General features: G+C 67.7%; 17 protein-coding genes and 3 pseudogenes. 10 read left to right on the top strand and 10 right to left on the bottom strand.

Annotation, left to right across the window (positions count from 1 at the left end):
• Nucleotides 1-44 precede the first annotated feature (44 nt).
• The 3 genes from ACSMXV_RS01605 to ACSMXV_RS01595 form a co-directional block, all read right to left on the bottom strand.
• Complete coding sequence (locus tag ACSMXV_RS01605; protein WP_473175894.1) at nt 45-530, bottom strand: MarR family winged helix-turn-helix transcriptional regulator; 486 nt, start codon at nt 528-530, stop codon at nt 45-47.
• Between the two features lie 554 nt (nt 531-1084).
• Nucleotides 1085-1405, bottom strand: coding sequence for an aldehyde dehydrogenase family protein (locus tag ACSMXV_RS01600; protein ID WP_473175893.1), 321 nt, complete (start codon nt 1403-1405; stop codon nt 1085-1087).
• Nucleotides 1406-1905: 500 nt separating this feature from the next.
• Entirely contained in the window at nt 1906-2379 is a 474-nt protein-coding gene (locus tag ACSMXV_RS01595) for a carboxymuconolactone decarboxylase family protein (RefSeq protein WP_473175892.1), read from the bottom strand.
• Between the two features lie 714 nt (nt 2380-3093).
• Between ACSMXV_RS01595 and ACSMXV_RS01590 the strand changes: the two genes are divergently transcribed.
• The 4 genes from ACSMXV_RS01590 (at nt 3094) to ACSMXV_RS01575 (ending at nt 7390) form a co-directional block, all read left to right on the top strand.
• Entirely contained in the window at nt 3094-3540 is a 447-nt protein-coding gene (locus ACSMXV_RS01590) for a cupin domain-containing protein (protein ID WP_473175891.1), read from the top strand.
• Between the two features lie 362 nt (nt 3541-3902).
• The gene (locus ACSMXV_RS01585; protein ID WP_473175890.1) at nt 3903-4556 is read left to right on the top strand and encodes a maleylpyruvate isomerase N-terminal domain-containing protein; all 654 of its coding nucleotides are present in this window, start codon (nt 3903-3905) and stop codon (nt 4554-4556) included.
• A 426-nt stretch (nt 4557-4982) separates the two neighbouring features.
• Nucleotides 4983-5936, top strand: coding sequence for an alpha/beta hydrolase (locus ACSMXV_RS01580; protein WP_473175889.1), 954 nt, complete (start codon nt 4983-4985; stop codon nt 5934-5936).
• 503 nt (nt 5937-6439) lie between these two features.
• A complete protein-coding gene (locus ACSMXV_RS01575; RefSeq protein ID WP_473175888.1) occupies nt 6440-7390 on the top strand; it encodes a phosphotransferase in 951 nt (316 codons plus the stop codon).
• A gap of 615 nt (nt 7391-8005) precedes the next feature.
• Here the strand turns inward: ACSMXV_RS01575 and helR are convergent.
• Together helR and ACSMXV_RS01565 are read right to left on the bottom strand one after the other, a co-directional pair.
• Entirely contained in the window at nt 8006-10153 is a 2148-nt protein-coding gene (helR, locus tag ACSMXV_RS01570; RefSeq protein WP_473175887.1) for an RNA polymerase recycling motor ATPase HelR, read from the bottom strand.
• A gap of 4 nt (nt 10154-10157) precedes the next feature.
• Nucleotides 10158-10301 (bottom strand): hypothetical protein, encoded by a 144-nt coding sequence (locus tag ACSMXV_RS01565; protein ID WP_473175886.1) that lies wholly within the window; start codon nt 10299-10301, stop codon nt 10158-10160.
• A 342-nt stretch (nt 10302-10643) separates the two neighbouring features.
• On the opposite strand from ACSMXV_RS01565, the pseudogene ACSMXV_RS01560 reads away from it, so the two are divergent.
• Nucleotides 10644-10911, top strand: a pseudogene (locus tag ACSMXV_RS01560) (transposase); the annotation flags it as partial.
• 70 nt (nt 10912-10981) lie between these two features.
• Here ACSMXV_RS01560 and ACSMXV_RS01555 read toward each other — a convergent pair.
• Together ACSMXV_RS01555 and ACSMXV_RS01550 are read right to left on the bottom strand one after the other, a co-directional pair.
• A complete protein-coding gene (locus ACSMXV_RS01555) occupies nt 10982-11470 on the bottom strand; it encodes a hypothetical protein (RefSeq protein ID WP_473175885.1) in 489 nt (162 codons plus the stop codon).
• A 561-nt stretch (nt 11471-12031) separates the two neighbouring features.
• Nucleotides 12032-12394, bottom strand: coding sequence for a DUF4180 domain-containing protein (locus tag ACSMXV_RS01550; protein WP_181867887.1), 363 nt, complete (start codon nt 12392-12394; stop codon nt 12032-12034).
• 107 nt (nt 12395-12501) lie between these two features.
• Here ACSMXV_RS01550 and ACSMXV_RS01545 point away from each other — a divergent pair, with 107 nt between their 5' ends.
• Both ACSMXV_RS01545 and ACSMXV_RS01540 read left to right on the top strand, forming a co-directional pair.
• On the top strand, nt 12502-12933 hold the full coding sequence (locus tag ACSMXV_RS01545) for a helix-turn-helix domain-containing protein (protein WP_473175884.1): 432 nt from the start codon (nt 12502-12504) through the stop codon (nt 12931-12933).
• 79 nt (nt 12934-13012) lie between these two features.
• Nucleotides 13013-13366 carry an alpha/beta fold hydrolase gene (locus tag ACSMXV_RS01540; protein ID WP_473175883.1) on the top strand — a complete coding sequence of 118 codons (354 nt, stop codon included), beginning with the start codon at nt 13013-13015 and terminating at the stop codon, nt 13364-13366.
• Here the strand turns inward: ACSMXV_RS01540 and ACSMXV_RS01535 are convergent.
• Together ACSMXV_RS01535 and ACSMXV_RS01530 are read right to left on the bottom strand one after the other, a co-directional pair.
• Nucleotides 13294-13854 (bottom strand): DM13 domain-containing protein, encoded by a 561-nt coding sequence (locus ACSMXV_RS01535; RefSeq protein ID WP_473175882.1) that lies wholly within the window; start codon nt 13852-13854, stop codon nt 13294-13296. The two genes, ACSMXV_RS01540 and ACSMXV_RS01535, sit on opposite strands and share 73 nt — an antisense overlap.
• Nucleotides 13855-13992: 138 nt before the next feature.
• Nucleotides 13993-14178, bottom strand: a pseudogene (locus ACSMXV_RS01530) (ATP-binding protein); the annotation flags it as partial.
• Nucleotides 14179-14597: 419 nt separating this feature from the next.
• On the opposite strand from ACSMXV_RS01530, the gene ACSMXV_RS01525 reads away from it, so the two are divergent.
• Together ACSMXV_RS01525 and ACSMXV_RS01520 are read left to right on the top strand one after the other, a co-directional pair.
• The gene (locus ACSMXV_RS01525) at nt 14598-15797 is read left to right on the top strand and encodes an NAD(P)/FAD-dependent oxidoreductase (protein WP_473179207.1); all 1200 of its coding nucleotides are present in this window, start codon (nt 14598-14600) and stop codon (nt 15795-15797) included.
• 250 nt (nt 15798-16047) lie between these two features.
• Nucleotides 16048-16944: an RNA polymerase sigma-70 factor gene (locus ACSMXV_RS01520; protein ID WP_473175881.1), complete on the top strand. Its 897-nt coding sequence runs from the start codon at nt 16048-16050 to the stop codon at nt 16942-16944.
• Between the two features lie 132 nt (nt 16945-17076).
• Here the strand turns inward: ACSMXV_RS01520 and ACSMXV_RS01515 are convergent.
• Nucleotides 17077-17199 (bottom strand): annotated as a pseudogene (locus ACSMXV_RS01515) (IS982 family transposase); the annotation flags it as partial.
• Nucleotides 17200-17519: 320 nt separating this feature from the next.
• On the opposite strand from ACSMXV_RS01515, the gene ACSMXV_RS01510 reads away from it, so the two are divergent.
• The gene (locus tag ACSMXV_RS01510; protein ID WP_473175880.1) at nt 17520-17993 is read left to right on the top strand and encodes an AAA family ATPase; all 474 of its coding nucleotides are present in this window, start codon (nt 17520-17522) and stop codon (nt 17991-17993) included.
• The last annotated feature ends 152 nt before the right edge of the window (nt 17994-18145 follow it).

Genomic DNA, 18145 nt, shown 5'->3' with positions numbered 1-18145 from the left:
GACGAAGCGCGCCCACGCGGCAGGCAACCGGTGCGCGGGCGCGCTTACGCCTCACCGCCTGCGGGATAGGTAAACCGGGTCAGCAGATCCGTCAGCAGCGCGGGCTCGTCGGGCCCCAGCTCGGCAACCAGACGCTCAGCCAGCGGCTCCGCCGCAACATGAGCTGCATCGAAAAGCTCGATGCCCTGAGGCGTGATCTCCACAGCCCGCACCCGCCGGTCCCCCGGAACGGCCTTGCGTACGGCCAGCCCCTTACGCTCCAGGTCGTCCACGACGCGCATGATTCCCGCCTTGTCCGACCCCGTCGCCGCCGCCAAGTCCCGCTGCACCGTGGGCCCGCGGTTGACCAGCACGATCAGCACGGCAAAATGCCGCAACTCGATGCCGAGCGGCCGAAGCGCCTCCGTCATCACCGCGGCCGCGTGCCAGTGTGCCCGGCGCAGCAGCAAGCCGAGAGCGAAAGGCGAGGTATCCCCGGGGCGGTCGGTCGCACGGGAGGCGGTGGTTTGGGGAGGAACGTCCGCGGTCATGCCAGTACATTACCAGCCTTCTATTCATTCGATACGGTATCGATTGAAACTAATTGCCGCTACGTCTGCTACGGCCACGAGCACCGCCAGTCCTGGTCACGCTACCGACGTACCAGCCAGGCCCGAGCCAGCCGCTGTCACTACCAACGCCAAGGCCACGCACCCCAGATGCGGTTGTAGTACTGGTGCCGGACTTGAGCCGGCGGAACGCCATGGAGTCGTCGGGCAGGAATCCGGCCGGGCTCTCCAAGGCCACGCGCAGTACGCGCCCGAGGACCACGTCCGGGAGCGTCAGCGACTCGTGGGGCATGGAGGTGTTCCTTCTCGACGGGAAGCTGCCATTCCGGCCGGCAGGCGGCTGACCTTCGCTGCGCCAAAGTCCGGCACGCGCCGGCCGGATTCACCGCTACGACCGAACTGCCATGCCACATGTGGAACTGACCGCCATTGATGTCGACCTGTCCGGCTCCTGATTCGCCGGGTGCTGGCCAGCGCGTGTTCGTGCTCGCCGGCGACCGCGGCGTCGAGACCGTAGACGGTGCTGTTGGCGATGGTCACGGCGTGATCGTCATTGTCGCACGGAATGCGACCACGACAGGCCCGAAGATCTCTTCCTGGGCGATGACAGCGTCCGGATCGACGTTGGCGAAGACGGTCGGCCGGACGTAGGCGCCGCTCTGCACCGTGTCCTCATGGACGGGACCACCCACCGTGTACTGCGGCGCAGCCTCGCGCAGCGGATGCACCTGGTCCCGTCCGGCGTCGACGTCATCGGCGGCAATGTCGCTACCCGCGACGGAGCCCAGGCGTGGGACGCGTTCGGGTTGTGGGGCAGTTCTGTCGTGGATCCTGCCGACCGGCGTGTCGGAGCGCATCGAGCTGCTGTTGCAGCTGCGCGCAGGAGGCCAAGCGGGCAACAAAGTGTTCGAGGCTTGCGTGTGCCATCGTGTGAGATGATGTGTTGTGATGCTGGCCACTTCGTTCCGCATTCTGGTGCCTGGGTGGCTGATTGCCGGACATTGCGAGAGGCGGCACAGGGGCCGGTCCTTGCCCCAGGCAGCGGCGTGTTGCCGGCGCTGCCGCTGCCCACTGAGCCGGAAGGCGGAGCGGAGACTTCAGGGTGGCGGTGGGCAAACGACGTTCACCGACGCTTCTCTGCATCACCCAGCGAGGCAGTGAGGGTATGGCGCTGCCGGGGTGCGGTGGCTGTGGTGCCGGGTGACGGCTGCCGGAGCCGGCCCATGGTGGTCCCTGGTGTGAGGCCGCGAAGTCATCCGCATGGCTCAGCGGAACCGGTTGCCGCCGGTAGCCCGTCTCCCCGCCGTAGGGCGCGGCGGGGAGACGGACCGCGTGTGCCTGGCCGGGCGGGTGCCGGCTAGCCGAACTGGCCAGGCTGGTAGTCCCCGGCAGGCTGCTGGTTGATGACGTTGATGCGGTTGTACGCGTTGATGACGGCGATGAGGGACATCAGGGCGACGAGCTGGTCCTCGTCGAAGTGCTTGGCGGCGTTCGCCCAGGCCTCATCGGTGACACCACCGGCTGCGTCGGCGATGCGTGTGCCCTGCTCCGACAGTTCCAGTGCAGCTCGCTCGGCGTCGGTGAAGACCGTGGCCTCGCGCCAGGCCGCGACCAGGTGGAGGCGCTGCGAGGTCTCTCCCGCCGCGGTGGCGTCCTTGGTGTGCATGTCGGTGCAGAACCCGCAGCCGTTGATCTGGCTTGCGCGAATCTTCACCAGCTCCTGGATCACGGCCGGCAGCGTTGAGTCAGACAGCACCTTGTTGGCCGAGTTGATGTGCTTCAGCACCTTTCCCGCGAGGGGGTGGCCGAAGTAGTTGAGACGCGATTCCACGGAGATCTCCTTGCCGTGTTGCTGATACTCACTACTGACCGGGGGGCCAGGGAATGTGTGACAGAAAGTCGAGTGTGACGTGCGTCTCATCCATTCGCTATGAGTGGCCCCGGTGGAAGGCGAATCCAGCATGGGCGAGGACGAAGAAGCAGGCGAGCCTCGAGACCCGCTTTCCCGGGCCGTTGCCGGCCCTGCTGTCAGCAGCCGTTGCCGACGGCGTCGGCACACACGTGATGGAGAGCAACGCGCAGGAGTGACCGGGGCGTTTCCCCGTCCGCCACGCGCAGTGTGCGAGTCGTCCGCCCCGGCAAGCACCGCCTGGGCGAGCGCTCACCGAGAATGGCACGGGCATGGTGGCAAGGCCGCGCACGTCATCCTGCGCCGCACCGACCTCGAGTCCACCGTCAGCCCCGCGGCTTGGCCTGCGCATGGGGCAACGTGGGTCAGGCGTGCGGTGCCTGGAGCCGCATGCTGCCACCGGCAGACACGCACGACCACGTCGTCGCCCTCCAGGGGGAGAGAGGTGGCCTGTACGGAGACGGAGTAGTCTTTCTAGACATGGCCTGCCCGTGCCATTGACACCCAGGTGCGGACGGCGATTACCGGTTGCCTGATCTACGCGACGAGGCGGCTCCGGGCCACACAGGCTGATGCTGTCATCTGTGGTGCGGCTGCTCGGCTCTCCGTATCGACGCCGAGACCGGAGGTGGCGTGATGCCGAACGATGAACCGGTGGCAAACCGCCCAGGAAATCAGGGGCAGCGATCCGAGGCATGGAAGACCGCAGTCACCGTGATCCAGGAGGCGAAACCACCCTCCGTTCCAGAAGGAGCACACGTCATGACTGTGCTCGTCGAATTCCCCCCTGGAGACCCTGGCACCCCTCCCCACCGTCACTTCGGCCCGGCCTTCGGGTACGTACTGGAAGGCGAGATGCGGTTCGAGCTGGAGGGAGAGCCCGAGCGGGTGATCCGGGCCGGGGAGGCGTTCTGGGAGCCGGGAGGGGATGTGATCCATTACCAGGATGGCAACAACCGTACGGACGTGCGGAGTCGGTTCATCGTCACGATGATGTGCGAGCCTGGCAAGCCCATGCTGGTCCTCGTGGATGAGGACGAGCTGGTACAACGCAAGGACAAGCGAGCCCCACGCCCCTCCTGAAGTGTGCTGCGGACGGCGGCAAGCAGGGCATCTCCCGACTATGGGTGGAGTGTTGCCGGGCTGAGCCGGTGTGGGTGGAGACGCCACCGGGCTGAGGTCCGTACCGTTCACGCGGCTCCGCTGTGCAACTGGTCTGCCGCCCGCCTGCCGAACCCAGCATTCCCCCGGCGCATGTTGTGATGTGTGACCAAGAGAGAAAGGTTTGGTATTGCGCGCGATGTGCTGCGTCGTGGGAGGCCCCTCCTCGACCGCACAGCCGCCCGGGGTGACGGTGCGGCTGGCGACGTGCCCGACGGCCGCGATGGTCTCGCCTGGGTAGGTGCTCGGTCGCAGCGGGGGCCGGGCGCTGCTAGCTTGCGGCCGTGGATCTCTTCTCACGCTCCTGGACAGCGTTGCGCACAGCGGTCGCCGAACTGCCGGACGAGGACTTCGCGCGGCCGTCCGGCTGCACCGGCTGGCTCGTGCGGGATCTGGTGTGCCACCTGATCATCGACGCTCAGGACGTCTTGATCACCCTCGTCACCCCCGCCGTTACGGAACCGACCCGGGACGCGGTGACCTACTGGGACATCGTCGAAGCCCCGACCGGCGACGACCCGCTCGATGCGCTGATCGTCCGCCTGGCCGCCGCGTACGAAGAGCCGTGGCTGCTCAAGTTCCACTTCGACGACGTCGGTTCCGCCGCCGGTCGCGCTGCCGAACTCGCGGATCCCCTGGTTCGGGTCGGCACCCGCGACGAGGTGCTCACCGCGGGCGACTATCTCTCCGCGTACGTCCTGGAATGGACGCTGCACCACCTCGACCTGATCGCGCACCTTCCGGGCGCGGCGGAACCGCCCGCCGAGGGGCTGGCCTGGTCACGCGAGCTGCTGGAGAAGATCGCCGGTGCGGCGTTTCCCCCGTCGTTCTCCGACAAGGACGCGCTGCTGATCGGCACTGGACGGCGTGCCCCGTCCGAAGCGGAGGGGGCGGAACTGGGCGAGTCGGCCGCGAAACTCCCGCTCATCCTCGGCTGATCGGTCCGTTGGACGATCGTCTGGCTGAACGGGACCTTCGGCGCGGGCAAGACGTCGGCGGCGCGGGAACTCGTCACCCGGCTCGCCGACTCGTGGATCTACGGCGTCGTTGCTGCTGGTCCGCGTCGGGTGGCGGCGCCGTTGGGCGCGTCTTAACGAATTTCTGTGCACACTCCCACGCTCGGCTGTGATGTCCCCCAGGTGTGACTGTCCTGCGCCATTGGAGGCCGAGCGCTGTCGCCGAAGATGGGTGACCAGCGGATTCGTGCCATCGAACTTCGAGTGACGGTGCCACGCCCCCTCACAGGGGGCGGCTGCGGTCGGCGCCAAGCGGGTGACACGGCCGCTGCACTTCCCGGCTCGGCAGAGTCTTCTCTGGTGAGATACCGACAGATCTCCGAATCACTCACCGAAAAGAGTCGACTCGTGGCTAAGCACATCCTTGAGCCGGAGGCGCAGGAGTTCGCGGACGCGACTGCCAGCCCGCCCTTCCTGTACGAACTCGGTCCGGAGGGCGCCCGCAAGGTGCTCGACGACGTTCAGGCCGCGCCGGTCGCTAAGGTCGAGGTCGGCGAAGACAAGTGGTTCACGGTGCCGGCCGAGGTGGGTGACGTCCGAGTCCGCCTCATCAAGCCGCTGGGAGCCGCAGGCCCCCTGCCCGTCATCCTGTACATCCACGGAGGCGGGTGGGTCCTCGGCAACTCGGGCACCCACGACCGGCTCATCCGCGAACTGTGCGACGGCGCCAAGGCTGCTATCGCCTTCGTCGAGTACGACCGCTCGCCCGAGGCCCACTACCCCGTGGCGATCGAGCAGGCGTACGCGACCGCGCAGTGGATCACCAAGAACGGGGCGAGCGAAGGCCTCGACGCCAGCCGCGTGTCGGTGGCCGGCGACTCGGTCGGAGGGAACATGACGGCCGCCGTGGCGATCATGGCCAAGCAGCGGGGTGACGTGAGCTTCGTGCATCAGTCGATGTACTACCCAGTCACGGACGCCGCCCAGGACACCGCAAGCTATCAGGAGTTCGCCGACGGCCCGTTCCTCACAGCCAGGGCCATGGCGTGGTTCTGGGACTCCTACATCCCCGACCAGGGGCAGCGCAACGAGATCACGGCCTCGCCGCTGCGCGCCACGCTGGACGACCTTCGCGACCTGCCCCCGGCCCTCGTGATCGTCGACGAAAACGACGTCCTCCGCGACGAGGGCGAGGCATACGCTGCCAAGCTCACCCAGGCCGGCGTGCCGACCACGAGTGTTCGTTACAACGGCATCATCCACGACTTCATGATGCTCAACCCGGTCCGCTCCACCAAGGCCACAACGGCAGCCATCGAACAAGCCGTCCAAGTCCTGCGAAAAGCACTCGGCACCCTCTAACCCATACCCTCGGCCAAGCACTGCCGAGAGAGCCGACACCTTGTCAGTAGGGCCTCGGTCTGCACCAAGCGTCTCTGATTGGCTTAGCGATCCCTGGGTTGCACAAGGTCAGAGCGCTGAGAACGCCCCATGCCGCCAATCGCCCCGGTGAGCCTCCAAAGCCCCGGCGGGGACCACGCTCAGCACGCGCCGAGTACAGCGATCTGACGCCAGGTGACGCTGACCGGAGGCCGGAGAAGCGAAGTGGCTCACCACCCACAAGGCAGTTGTGCTGGATCCTTGACTTGCCTCAGCCACGCGACAGGCATGTTCGGGCGGAACCAGGCGCGCATACTTCGATGGAACGCGCTCCACCTTCGGTGTCACAGGACTCCGATGGCCGGGGGTGCCCCCAAGTTTCCGGACAGGGACCCAATCGGGTCTCTGCATCTCCTGGTGAGTGCGGCTCACGGTGCGCGTAAGCCGTCGTTCCACCCGCTCTGCGAGCATGCGACGATCGAGCCGTGACTGAGTTAGTGACACCACCGGACATCGCCCGCTGCACCTCCGCCGCAGTCGACGCGGCTGTCGGAGCAGGGCGCGATCTCGGACTCACCGTGACTGATGCCAATGTGCTCCATGAGCTGTTCTCCGTAGTTGTCCACCTTGCGCCCTCACCGGTCGTGGCCCGGATTCCCACCGTCCTGCCGCGCAACGCGAGCCTCGATTCCCAGGCACGCCGCCAGCAGGCGGAACTGGACGTGACACGGTGGCTCGCAGACCAGGGAACGCCCGTGATCCCTCCCACCCCTCTCGTGCCACTGGAACCCGTTCAGCGCGACGGGCTCTCGATGACGTTCTGGCAGTTCGTCGAGGAAGACCGGGAGAAAGAACCCGACTACGTGGCGAACTCCGAAATCACCGCTGACCTGCACGCCGCGATGCGCGCATACCCGGGCCGACTGTCGTTTCTGTCCGCGGCCGAACCGCAGTTCATCGCAGAAAGCCTTGCTCTGCTGGAAAAGCGCCCCGACCTCATCGGTCCGGCCGATCTGGACCGCGCACGCCGCGAGTGGCGGGTCCTGGAACCTCTTGTGCGCTCACGCGCGGCGTTCGAGGAAACGTTCACGGGGATCGACCTCCAGCCCATCCACGGCGACTCCCCGCCCGCGAACATCTTCTCCGGGGTGGACGGGGACCTCTACGCCGACTTCGAGCTGGTCACGTTGGGCCCCGTGGAGTGGGATCTGGCCGCTCTCGGGCCCGTCCTCGAATCCGCCTACAACCGCGGCGCGCAACGCAACGGCATGAGGCAGTTGAGCGAGGACGTCCTGAGCTTCGTGAACGCCGTGGGGATGCTGCGGGTCATCGCCTCCCTCACGCTCGTGCCGCAACTGCCTGCGCTGATGGAGTATTTGAAGCCAGCCGTCAACCAATGGCAGACGATGCCGTTCGCCGGCGGCGTGCCCGACTGACATCGGCAAGTGACGGCCGGCAGCGGGACCCTCCAGCCGCTCAAGCTGCATTGGCACACGCTCAAGGTTTCCTACGTTCTTCTCCGGGAGCGGGCGAGCCCTTCGTATGGGTGGCCCACCCAGGGGTGTCGGGTGTGGTTTTGAAGGTTCTGCCGACAGTGGCTTCCATCGATTGGTCGCCGGATAGGCACCATGGCCGCGATCTGGGCCGGCATTGATGCAGGCAAGACCCGCCACGGGCGCTGAGAGACAGCCCCGTGGCGGCCAATTGGTTGAACTGCCTGTGGCATTGGCGTACCGGTCAAGGAGGGGAGTCGCTCGGGCAGCCTGCGATGGTCGGGCGTCCGTGGCGGCAGGGGAGTGCGACAGTGCTGATGCGTCTCCGGTGCGGCGCCGGCATGACCGCCACCGCGGCGGTCCCGAGGTCACGGTCCTCGCGTACCGCGCCGCGACGCCCGAGAGCCTGCTCCCGCTCGGCCGGGTCGTCGCCCCCCTCGCACACCCGGATCGTCATCGGCGCCTGACTCAGCCCGGCGCGGACCGCGAAGCCCAGACAGTCTCCTTCGGTGGCGGTCCTCATGATCGTCGGGCGGCGATCACGTTGTCTGGCCGACGTCAACGGCTCGTGAGGATGACGAGTTGCTGGGTCGCTCGGGTCATCGCCACATAGCGGTCGACCGCTCCTTCAACACCCTCGCCGAACGACTCCGGGTCGATGAGGACGACCAGGTCGAACTCGAGCCCCTTCGACAGCTCCGGGGTCAGCGACCGGACGCGGGACGTCGCCCGGAACGTGGGATCGCCGATGACGCAGGCGATCCCGTCGTCATGCGCGGCGAGCCAGGTGTCGAGGATCGAGTTCAGATCCGCGACGGACCCGTGTACGACGGGGATGCCGCTGCTGCGGATGGAGGTGGGCACATTGGCGTCCGGGAGCGCGGCCCGGATGACCGGCTCGGCTACCGCCATGATTTCTTCCGGCGTCCGGTAGTTGATGCTCAGGGAGGCCACGTGGATCCGGTCGAGCCCGATTCGCTCGAGCCGTTCCTGCCACGACTCCGTGAACCCGTGCCTGGCCTGGGCGCGGTCCCCGACAATGGTGAGGCTCCGGGACGGGCAGCGGAGCAGCAGCATCTGCCACTCTGCGTCGGTGAGTTCCTGAGCCTCGTCCACGACGATGTGCGCGAACGGGCCGGCGAGCAGGTCCGGTTCGGTGCTGGGCAGTGCGGTCTCGTCGATCAGGCTGTCCTGCAGGTCCTGTCCGCGCAGCATCGTCACCGCGCCTTCACCGTCGTCATCGGCCTCGAGTACGTTGTCGATGACGCTGGCCATGCGCTCGCGTTCGGCCGCGACAGAGGCCTTGTGCCGACGCTTGCGCAGTGCCGTCTTCGGGTCGCCGAGCCGCTGCCGTGCCGCGTCCAGGAGCGGCAGGTCGGACACCGTCCAGGCCTGGGCGTCCTTGCGCTGCAGCTTCCGAACCTCATCGCGGCTGAACCAGGGAGCGCACATCCGCAGGTAGGCGGGTACCGACCACAGGTCTCCGACGAGGTCAGCCGCTTCGATGAGCGGCCACGCGCGGTTGAGGGTCCCGACCAGCTCTTCGTCGTGCAGCAGCGACCTCCGGAACAGGCCAGGAGGGACGTCGCCGTGGTGCTTGTCCATCAGGATCGTGACCAGCTCCTCCCAGATCTGGTCGCGCGCTTCGTTGTGCGGAGTACCTGGTTCCGGTGCTTCGAACGCCTCGGCCCAGTCGTCGGCGCTCAGCCAGACCTCGCCCCAGGGGGTCGTGACCGTCATCCCCTCGGTGGGCGGCGCTTCGTAGAACCTGACGGCCTTCTCGATCGCCTTCACCATGTCCACGGACGACTTCAGGAGGACCACGTCCGGGTCGGTCTCGATCGCTGCTCCGGCTCCCTCGGCGACGAGGTCCCGCAGGGTGCAGGTCTGCACGCCCTCCTCTCCGAGGCTGGGGAGGACGTCGGCGACGTAGGCCAGGTAGGGCCGGTGCGGACCGACGAACAGCACGCCGCCCCGACGGTGACCGAGGCGAGGGTCGGAGTAGAGGAGGTAGGCCGAGCGGTGCAGAGCGACGACTGTCTTCCCCGTACCCGGACCGCCGTCGACGACGAGAGAGCCGCGGGATCCCGCCCGGACGATGGCGTCCTGGTCGGCCTGAATGGTGGCGAGCACGTCTCGCATCCGGGTCGACCGGTTGCTGCCCAGGCTGGCGATGAAGGCAGACTGGTCGTCGAGCGCGGCGTGCCCTTCAAGCCCGTCAGCGGTGAACACTTCGTCCCAGTAGTCGCTGATCCGGCCGCGGGTCCAGCGATACCTGCGGCGGCTCGCCAGCCCCATCGGGTTGGCGTGGGTCGCCGCGAAGAAGGGCTCAGCCGCGGGGGAGCGCCAGTCGAGCAGCAGCCGACGACCCGCGCTGTCGGTGAGGCCAAGTCGTCCGATGTAGACGGGCTCGGAGTTGTCTGCGCTGACGATGTGTCCGAGGCACAGGTCCAGGCCGAAGCGACGCAAGGCGCGTAGGCGACCCGTCAGCCGGTGGATCTCCATGTCCCGGTCCATCGCCTGCCGGCCGATGCCGCCGGGTGCCTTGAGCTCGGCATCAAGGAGGTCGGACAGTTCGGCGATCGCCTCCTCGAGGCTCTCCGCGATGGCCGCGAAGTGCTGCTCGTCGCCGGCGATCAGCATCGGGTCGGCCTTGGGGGAGAGGTGGTCGGGAAGGTCAAACGCGCTGGTGGTCAGGGGAGTCATGTCATCAGCTCCGACCCGAGGTCGCGCCCGCGAAGTCCGGCGTCGCGCACACCCGCACCTCGGCGCCGAGTGCCCGCAACCGCAGCGCGAGTCCCACCACCGGCTCGACGTCACCGCACGATCCATAAACCGACAACAACACACGCACTTGGTGACTCTCCTATTTCCGCAGGTTCTGGCCTCGGCCAGCGATTCTGCGGCATGACCCGGGCCTTGCCGCAAGGCCCCCCATGCGTTATAAGTTGAGAGTGGCAAGGAGTGGGTGACCTCCTTGCCTTTGCCTTTATCGCCCGCTGTGGACGGACAAACCCTTCGCGAAGCGGCGACGCGCCATGTATGGCGGCTTCGTCGGCCCATGAGAATCTCCCATGGGCCCACATGCGTCCGCGGAACGAGAAGTTCGCACCCTCTTCAGCAAGGCCGGGTCGAACGTCTCGGGACGGGAACACCTGCCGCTCGGGGCAGGTTTCGTGGCGGCGCTCTCGGCGAATTTGACTTCTCGGTGCTCAGTGACTTCCGCTCCCGCCTGATCAAACACGGCCTGGAAGAGAAGGTCTTGGACCTGGTCCTCGTCCGGTGCTGCGAACTCGGGCTTCTGCGAGCAGGCGGTCGGCAGCGGAACCGAATCCACCCATGTGCTGGCGGCGGTGCGGACGCTGAACCGGACGGAGTTCGTCGGCGAGACCCTGCGGGCGGCTCTCGCAGCTTTGGCGGCAGCGGCCCCCTGGTGGCTGTCGGCTCTCGTCAGGGCCGACTGGGTCCGATGTCATCGAACTATGAGCGTGTGCCAATCAACCTTGATTGACGTGAGTTCCTGCCACTGAAGATTCACCGGCGGCGGAACAGGTACCTAGCCCGTGGGGCGCGGTCGCGCACGCGCGCAGTCCCGAAGACCAGCGCGGCGATGGCGATCACCGCCCCGCCCCCGATGGGCACCAACGAGTCGGTGACCATGCTCCTGCGCTGGTCGGCCACGCTTGCCTCGCCCACGTCCTGCCCGTTGAGCAGCAGGCGGCAGTCGACCGTCTCGGACGGAGTGCAGTACGGCTCGAACGTCACGATGGCGTGCACCCCGAAGGCAACCAGGCCCACGCCGGCTCCCAAGACGAGCAGCCACAGCAGGAAGGCCGCGACCGTCAGCACCCGGCCTCCGACGGCCAACACCACGCCCACGATCACGCTGACGCAGATGATCGCCGCGTAGCCCAGGGTGACCCACACCCACAACCCGGATGCGTATCCGACCGGCAACAAGATCACCGAGAACGCCACGCACCAGTACAGCCCACTGCGGAGGCTGTCCTGCACCTCTTCCATCGGCCCAACCCCCGTCATCGCTGTCGTCTGCTGCGGGTGGTCCTGCCCCGCCCGCGCCATGCCATTCCAGAGCCTTCGCGGAGGACGTACCGCAGCGTAGGGTCCGGAACTGCACGAGTCGACTGGTAGGCACCCACCGGGACTTAAACACACGCCCAGCCCACTCAGCTACACAACCTCGACAGAGGCTTCGCCGCTAGGCTGGCTCATGATCAGCGTGCCGCTGCCGACCGGCACCCGCGTGGTGTGGCTCGACAGAGGCAGCTCCCTTCGATGCTGCTGGCTCGCTCCCGCCATGCCTCCGTCCGCTCCCTGGAACGGTACGCCCCCGCCCCGGCGTCGACGCAGTCGCCCGGTACGTCGCCTAACGCGACCCAGCCGCCCGTCGTCGTCGATGAACCTTCGGAAGCTACCGGCGGTTGCTCGCCCCTGGTGTCCGAGCTGGCACTACCGGGCCATATCGTCCCCGGAGGCCTGGCTCAGACGCCACGGAGCAAGTGACCCGCCGGTAGGTGCTGGCGTGTCTGCTGTCCTGGGGCGACAGCAAGGCCGGACGGGTTGTCAGCCCTGCAGGCGGTCTGCGAGCTGTTCCTTGTCTTGCAGGAACCAGAGCTGGCGACCGCCGTTGCTCTCCCGCACGAAGTCCTCGAGTGCCGAGCTGGTTTTCAAATGCCGGGAGATGTCACCAAGTACCACCAGGCCCATGCCGTATTGGGCGAACTTCTGGACGATGTGCCCAGCGATGCGCGTGCGTAGGTGAAAGAAGTCGTCACCGAACCGCTGGGCGGGAACGACGACCCATCGGGCGCCCTGGTAGGTGGCGTCGCCGATCAGGTCCAGAGCGTCTCGTTCGCCTTCGATGGCCGCCCCCTCGGCTGCGCACATCAGCACGGGGACGTCGTGGATTTTCTCCAGGGAGGTCATGCCCGCCAGGCTATAGCGGGTCGCCGCGACAGTGAGTACACACCCTCCCCTTTACTTCCCTATCGTTACCTGTGATGCCCTTTCTTTGGCCATGTTAAGGTGCGTTTATGGACTCCTCGCTCTACTCCGTGGATCAGGTTGCCGAACGGCTTGGACTCCACGTCCGGACCGTGCGCAAGTACGTGCGCGATGGGCAGCTCAAGGCGGTCAAGATCGGCAAGCAGTACCGGATCGCGCACGAGGACGTTGAGGCGTTCACCGGGCTGCCCTTGCCCGCGACTTCGCGGGAGGCAGCAATTCGCCACCGGCGCGTCGAGGTCTCCAGCATCGTCGAGATCGACGCGATCGACGCCGAGACGGCCCGCAGGGTGGCCACGCTGCTTACGGCCGCGCCCGCGAGCCGGGATTCCGGTGGCCCGCCGCTGCGGGTGGAGACGGCCTACGACGAGGAGCGGGCGCGCATGAAGGTGATCGTCCTGGGCGGCCCGGCCGACACCGCGCGACTGCTGGAGTACGTGAGCGTGGTGGTCGAGTCTTGAGCACCACGAGCAGCGCTGTCTACAAGAACGAGGCCGGGGCGCGCGAGATCGAACGCCGCTACCGGGAGGTCTTGCGCCGGTGGCCGTTCTCTGCGAGCACCTGCGGATACCCACGCACGAGGGCGAGACCTTCGTCGTGGCGTCCGGTCGCAAGGACGCGCCGCCCCTGCTGTTGTTCCATGGCTCGGGGACGAACTCGGCGCTAGGGATGGACGACATCGCCTCCTGGGCGGAGCACTTCCGGGTCTACGCCGTCGACATCATCGGCGTGCGCGTGTGGCACGCTGTCGCCTTCATGCCTCGACACCGCAGATACGGCAGCGGCATCGTGCCGGAAACCGGCGAGGCCGTGCACCGTCGTCAGGCGCGGTCGAGCTCGGCGGCCCCGAAGGAGACGTCGAAGCGGTCGCACCAGATGCTGATGCTGGTGTAGCGGGCGGGGTCGATGTCGTCGGGCACGGCGTAGTTCTGGCTTCCCTTGTTGCCCTTGAGCTTGCCGAGGCTGACGTACTGCCCGTCGTCGAAGACGTGCCAGCCTGCCTTGCCCTCCTTCACCGGTTGGTCGGTCAGCCACACGCGCAGGTCCGGTCCGTTGCTGGTGTCGAGGTTCTCCAGCCGGAGGATGTGGGAGCCGTCGGTCAGCCGTACGAGCTTCACCGTGCCCGATGTCGCGTGCTCGTGGCTGATCAGTTCACCGCGCGCGAGCGTCTGCGGCCCGGCCGGCGGGGAGGGCGTCTCCGAGGGCGCCGCCGTAGGAGGAGCTGAGGTCTCCACTGCCCTGGGCAGGGACTCTTCGACGGTCTCGTCCTGCCACAGCTTCCACGGCTGGAACCAGTACAGCCCGAAGGCGGCTGCGGCGACAGCCACCACCAGTGCTCCGACGACCAACGGCCTGGTCAGTACCTTCCACACGCGTGCCATCCCCGCCTCGCCTCCCGAGATTCTCCTGTCGCCACCCCATTCAACGCAGCGGGTGGCCATCCCGCAGCCCGCAAGAGATGACGGAACCCTTACGTCGTCGCGCCGCACCAGGGTGGCCCACACCTCCTCGAGGCGGTCTCAAGCCTCGGTCGTGGGAAGCGTCACTTCGAATCGGCAGCCGCCGGGGATGTTCCGTACGGCGGCACGCCCGTGGTGGGCATCCACGGTGCCGCGGACGATGGCCAGGCCCAGACCCGCGCCGGCGGGAGGGGTGCGGGCGTGGGTGCCGCGCCAGCCGGTGTCGAAGGCGCGCGGCAGGTCCTCCGTGCGGGACAGCTCGAAGACGACGAAGCCCAGGTCGGCCAGTGCGCCCAGACCGGCCTCGCGCAGCCTGGCGCAGATTCGGTTGTCATGGGCGGTGGTGATCTCCGAGGAGCGGCCCGGCCGGACCGCCGAGATCCAAAACAGAGCCCTCCGTTCGGCGCCGGTGAGGTCCTTGACCGCCTTGCCGACCAGCCGCCGCAACTGCCCGGGCGGTGTCAGACCGAATACAGCGGGCAGGGCCCCACTCGCCCGTTACCGCGAGACTCCCCGGCCCCTGCCCGACCCTCGTCACGCCACTCGCGGCGGAAGAGGCGGCGTCTCCGACGCGTCCGAAGTGGGCTACGTCTCATCCGCGAACTGTCACACCGGATGCGCGGCTGGTGTCTCAATGCCGAGTCCATAAACCCCAGGGAGACATGATGAACGGGAACGTCGAGGTAGTCGTGATCGGCGGCGGGTACGGGGGCGTGACGGCGGCCAACAGCCTGGCTCGGCGCGATGGCGTCTCGGTGACCCTGGTCAATCCGCGTCCCCACTTCGTCGAGCGGATCCGCCTGCATCAGCGCGTGATCGGCTCCGATGACGCGACCGAGGGCTTCGAGAAGGTCATGGGCGGGAACGTCCGGCTGGTGGTCGACTCCGCGACCCGGATCGACGCTGCCGAGTGCGAGGTGTCGCTGGCGGGCGGTGGCACGGTCTCATACGACTACCTCGTCTACGCGGTGGGCAGCGGCGCCGCCGATCCCGGCGTGCCCGGAGCGGCAGAGTTCGCTCATTGGGTGTCGGACCTGGAGGGGGCGGAAGGACTGCGGTCGGCGCTGGATGCGACGCCCGCGACGGCTCCGGTGACCGTGGTCGGGGCCGGCCCGACCGGCCTGGAGACCGCCGCCGAGCTGGCGGAAGCGGGTCGCAAGGTCACCCTGGTGTGCGGCGACGTGCTCGGCCCCTCCCTGCACGCCCAGGTCCGCCGCCCGGTCGCCCGTCGGCTCGCCAAGCTGGGTGTGACCGTCCTCGAAGGTCCCCGCGCGCGGGTGACGGAAGTGACACAGGACGCCGTACAGCTCGACGACGGCCGCGAGCTGCCCAGCGCGGTGACGATCTGGACCGCGGGATTCCGTGTCCCGGACCTGGCCGCCCGCAGCGGGCTGCGCACCGACACCGAAGGCCGCCTGGTCACCGACACGACGCTGACCAGTGTGGACGACGAGCGCATCGTCGCTGCCGGGGACGCGGGGGTGATGCCGGACCACCCGTTCCGGATGAGCTGCCAGGCCGCCGTGCAGCTGGGCCCGGCAGCCGCCGACACGATCCTGCGCCGGATCGCGGGGAAAACACCCTCTCCTGTCCGGATGTTCTTCGCCGGGCAGTGCCTCAGCCTCGGCCGAAACGAGGGCGTCACCCAGTTCTCCTACCCGAACGACAAGGTGAACGCGCTCCGCATCAGCGGGCGGACCGGTGCCGGCGTCAAGGAGATCGCCTGCCGGTTCACCCTCAACAAGTTGGTGTCCGGGGCCCGCAAGGCCAGTTCCCGCGGATCCCACGGCGACAACACTGACCGCCTGGAAACGCCTCAGTCGGAACACCCCACGACGCCGTCCAACACTCGAGGCGCAGCCTAGCCACCAAGTCCCCTCCTTCGGCCGGACCGACCGGTCCGGCCCAGGAACCGAGGCGGAGTGACAAGCGCACAACGCCGCAGCCTCGTATGCCGTGACCCGGCGCCGGGGCGCCATGTCCACCAGCCCGCCCACCCCACGTGGCCCGATCAATGGGGAGGCTGCTGCCGACAACCCCGTCTGCTGACCGGGTACACGTTCCACGGCCTGCGTCCGGTTGTGGGGCCGACCGCGAGAGAGTGAAGCGCACGACATGAACGACCACGTCACCGACCCCGCGACCGAGGCCTTCGTCGCCCACCGTGACCTGCTGTTCACCGTCGCCTACGAGATGCTCGGATCGGCGGCGGACGCCGAGGACGTCCTCCAGGACGCCTGGCTGCGGTGGGTCAAGGTCGACCTGGCGCAGGTGCGGGACCAGCGCGCCTACCTGGTACGGATCACGACCCGGCAAGCACTCAACCGGCTACGCGCCCTCAAACGGCGCAAGGAGGCCTACGTCGGCCCCTGGCTGCCCGAGCCCCTGCTCACCGCGCCGGACGTGGCCGAGGACGTCGAACTGTCCGAGAACCTGTCGCTGGCACTCATGTTCATCCTCGAAACCCTCTCACCGACCGAGCGCGCCGTCTTCGTGCTGCGCGAGGTCTTCGACTTCGGGTACGACGACATCGCGGCCGTGATCGACAAGAGCCCCGCCGCCGCACGCCAGATCTCCTACCGCGCACGCCGGCACGTCGACGCCCGCCGGTCGCGCACATCGGTTTCCCCGGAAGAAACCCGGGCAGCGTTGAATTCGTTCCAGGTCGCGCTCGAGACCGGGGACCTGCAGGGGCTGCTCGACGTACTCGCCCCGGACGTTGTTTTCGTCAGCGACGGCGGCGGCCTCAGGCTGGCGGCCCTGCGGCCGGTCGTCGGTGCCGACAAGGTGCTCCGTTACATGGCCGGCAGTGTCGACAAGGCCGGCGGCACCTTCACCAGTGAGCCCACGACGGTCAACGGCAACCCCGGACTCATCCTGCGCGTGGACGGCGTGATCGACGGCGTGCTGGCCTTCCGCGTGGAGAACGCCCGCGTCACGAGCCTCTATTACGTCCGCAACCCCGAAAAGCTCACCCGCGTTGAGTCCGAGACCCCCCTCACGTCACGCTGACCGTCCCCGGCGACACGGCCGACCGAGGTGCGCGGTGGCGTAGGCGTCGGGGAACAAGCCGCTGACCGCCGCCGAGAAGCAAGCGAACCGGCTGGTCAGCCGGACGCGCGGCGAACGAGCACGGCTTCGCCGAGACCTGGTGATGGGTGCGCCGGTGGTGCGGTTATGCCAGATGGCTGCCGACATCGCCAGGATCCGCTGGGCGACGCGGACGGCGACGCCCTCGAAGCTCCGTTCCCCGTGCTGCTCGAGGTCCGAACTCGTCTCCGAACGGCAGGGACGGTCCCTGATCATCACCAGCAACCGCGCGCCCAGCGACTGGTATCCGCTCTTCCCTAACCCCGTCGTTGCCGAGTCCCTCCTGGACCGGCTCACCAACGCCAGCCACAGGTCATCATGAACGGCCCAGCCACCGGCCCAACAAGCGACTCAAGAATCCCGCCGACAAGCCCGAACCCCGGACCAAGTAGCTCCCGGCCCCGCAGAATCACGTGATCGTCCCGCGTGTGCGGGCGGAAAGGTCTCGCTCCTGTCCGCCCGCCCCGGCCGCGTGCTGGCTCTCATAGGCTCGCTCCGTGGCGAAGGTCTTGATCACGGGAATGTCCGGCACCGGCAAGTCGACGGCACTCGACTTCCTGCGCCTGCGAGGGCACAGCACAGTCGACACCGATACCGACGCCTGGAGCCACTGGATGACCCTGCCGGATGGTTCCGCCGACTGGATCTGGCGCGAGCAGGCCATCACCGACCTGCTCAGCGGCCACGACGACGGCAACCTCTTCGTGGCCGGCTGCAAAACCAACCAGGGCCGGTTCTATCCGCTGTTCGACCACATCGTGCTGCTGAGTGCACCCGCCGAGGTGCTGCTGGCCCGGATCGCGGCGCGGACCAGCAACCCCTACGGCAAGCGACCCGAAGAACGAGACGCCGTCATGCATCACCTGAACACCGTCGAGCCGCTGCTGCGAGCGACCGCCACCGTTGAGATCGACGCCACCGCACCCATCGAACGCGTCGTTCAACAGCTGGAAGAACTCACACGGCACTGATCCTGCGGCAGCCGATCGCGCTGGGCCACGAGCAGAGCAAACACAAACCGTTGCCATTCTCAGCACTGGGGAATTACATGACCACAGCCCCTGGGGAATTACGCCACCGTCGACAGCGGGTCCGCAAAGAGCACAGGGTTTGACGGTGCGTC

The sequence above is a fragment of the Streptomyces sp. DSM 42067 genome, from assembly GCF_055792885.1.
This window is presented reverse-complemented; position numbering and strand designations above follow the sequence as displayed.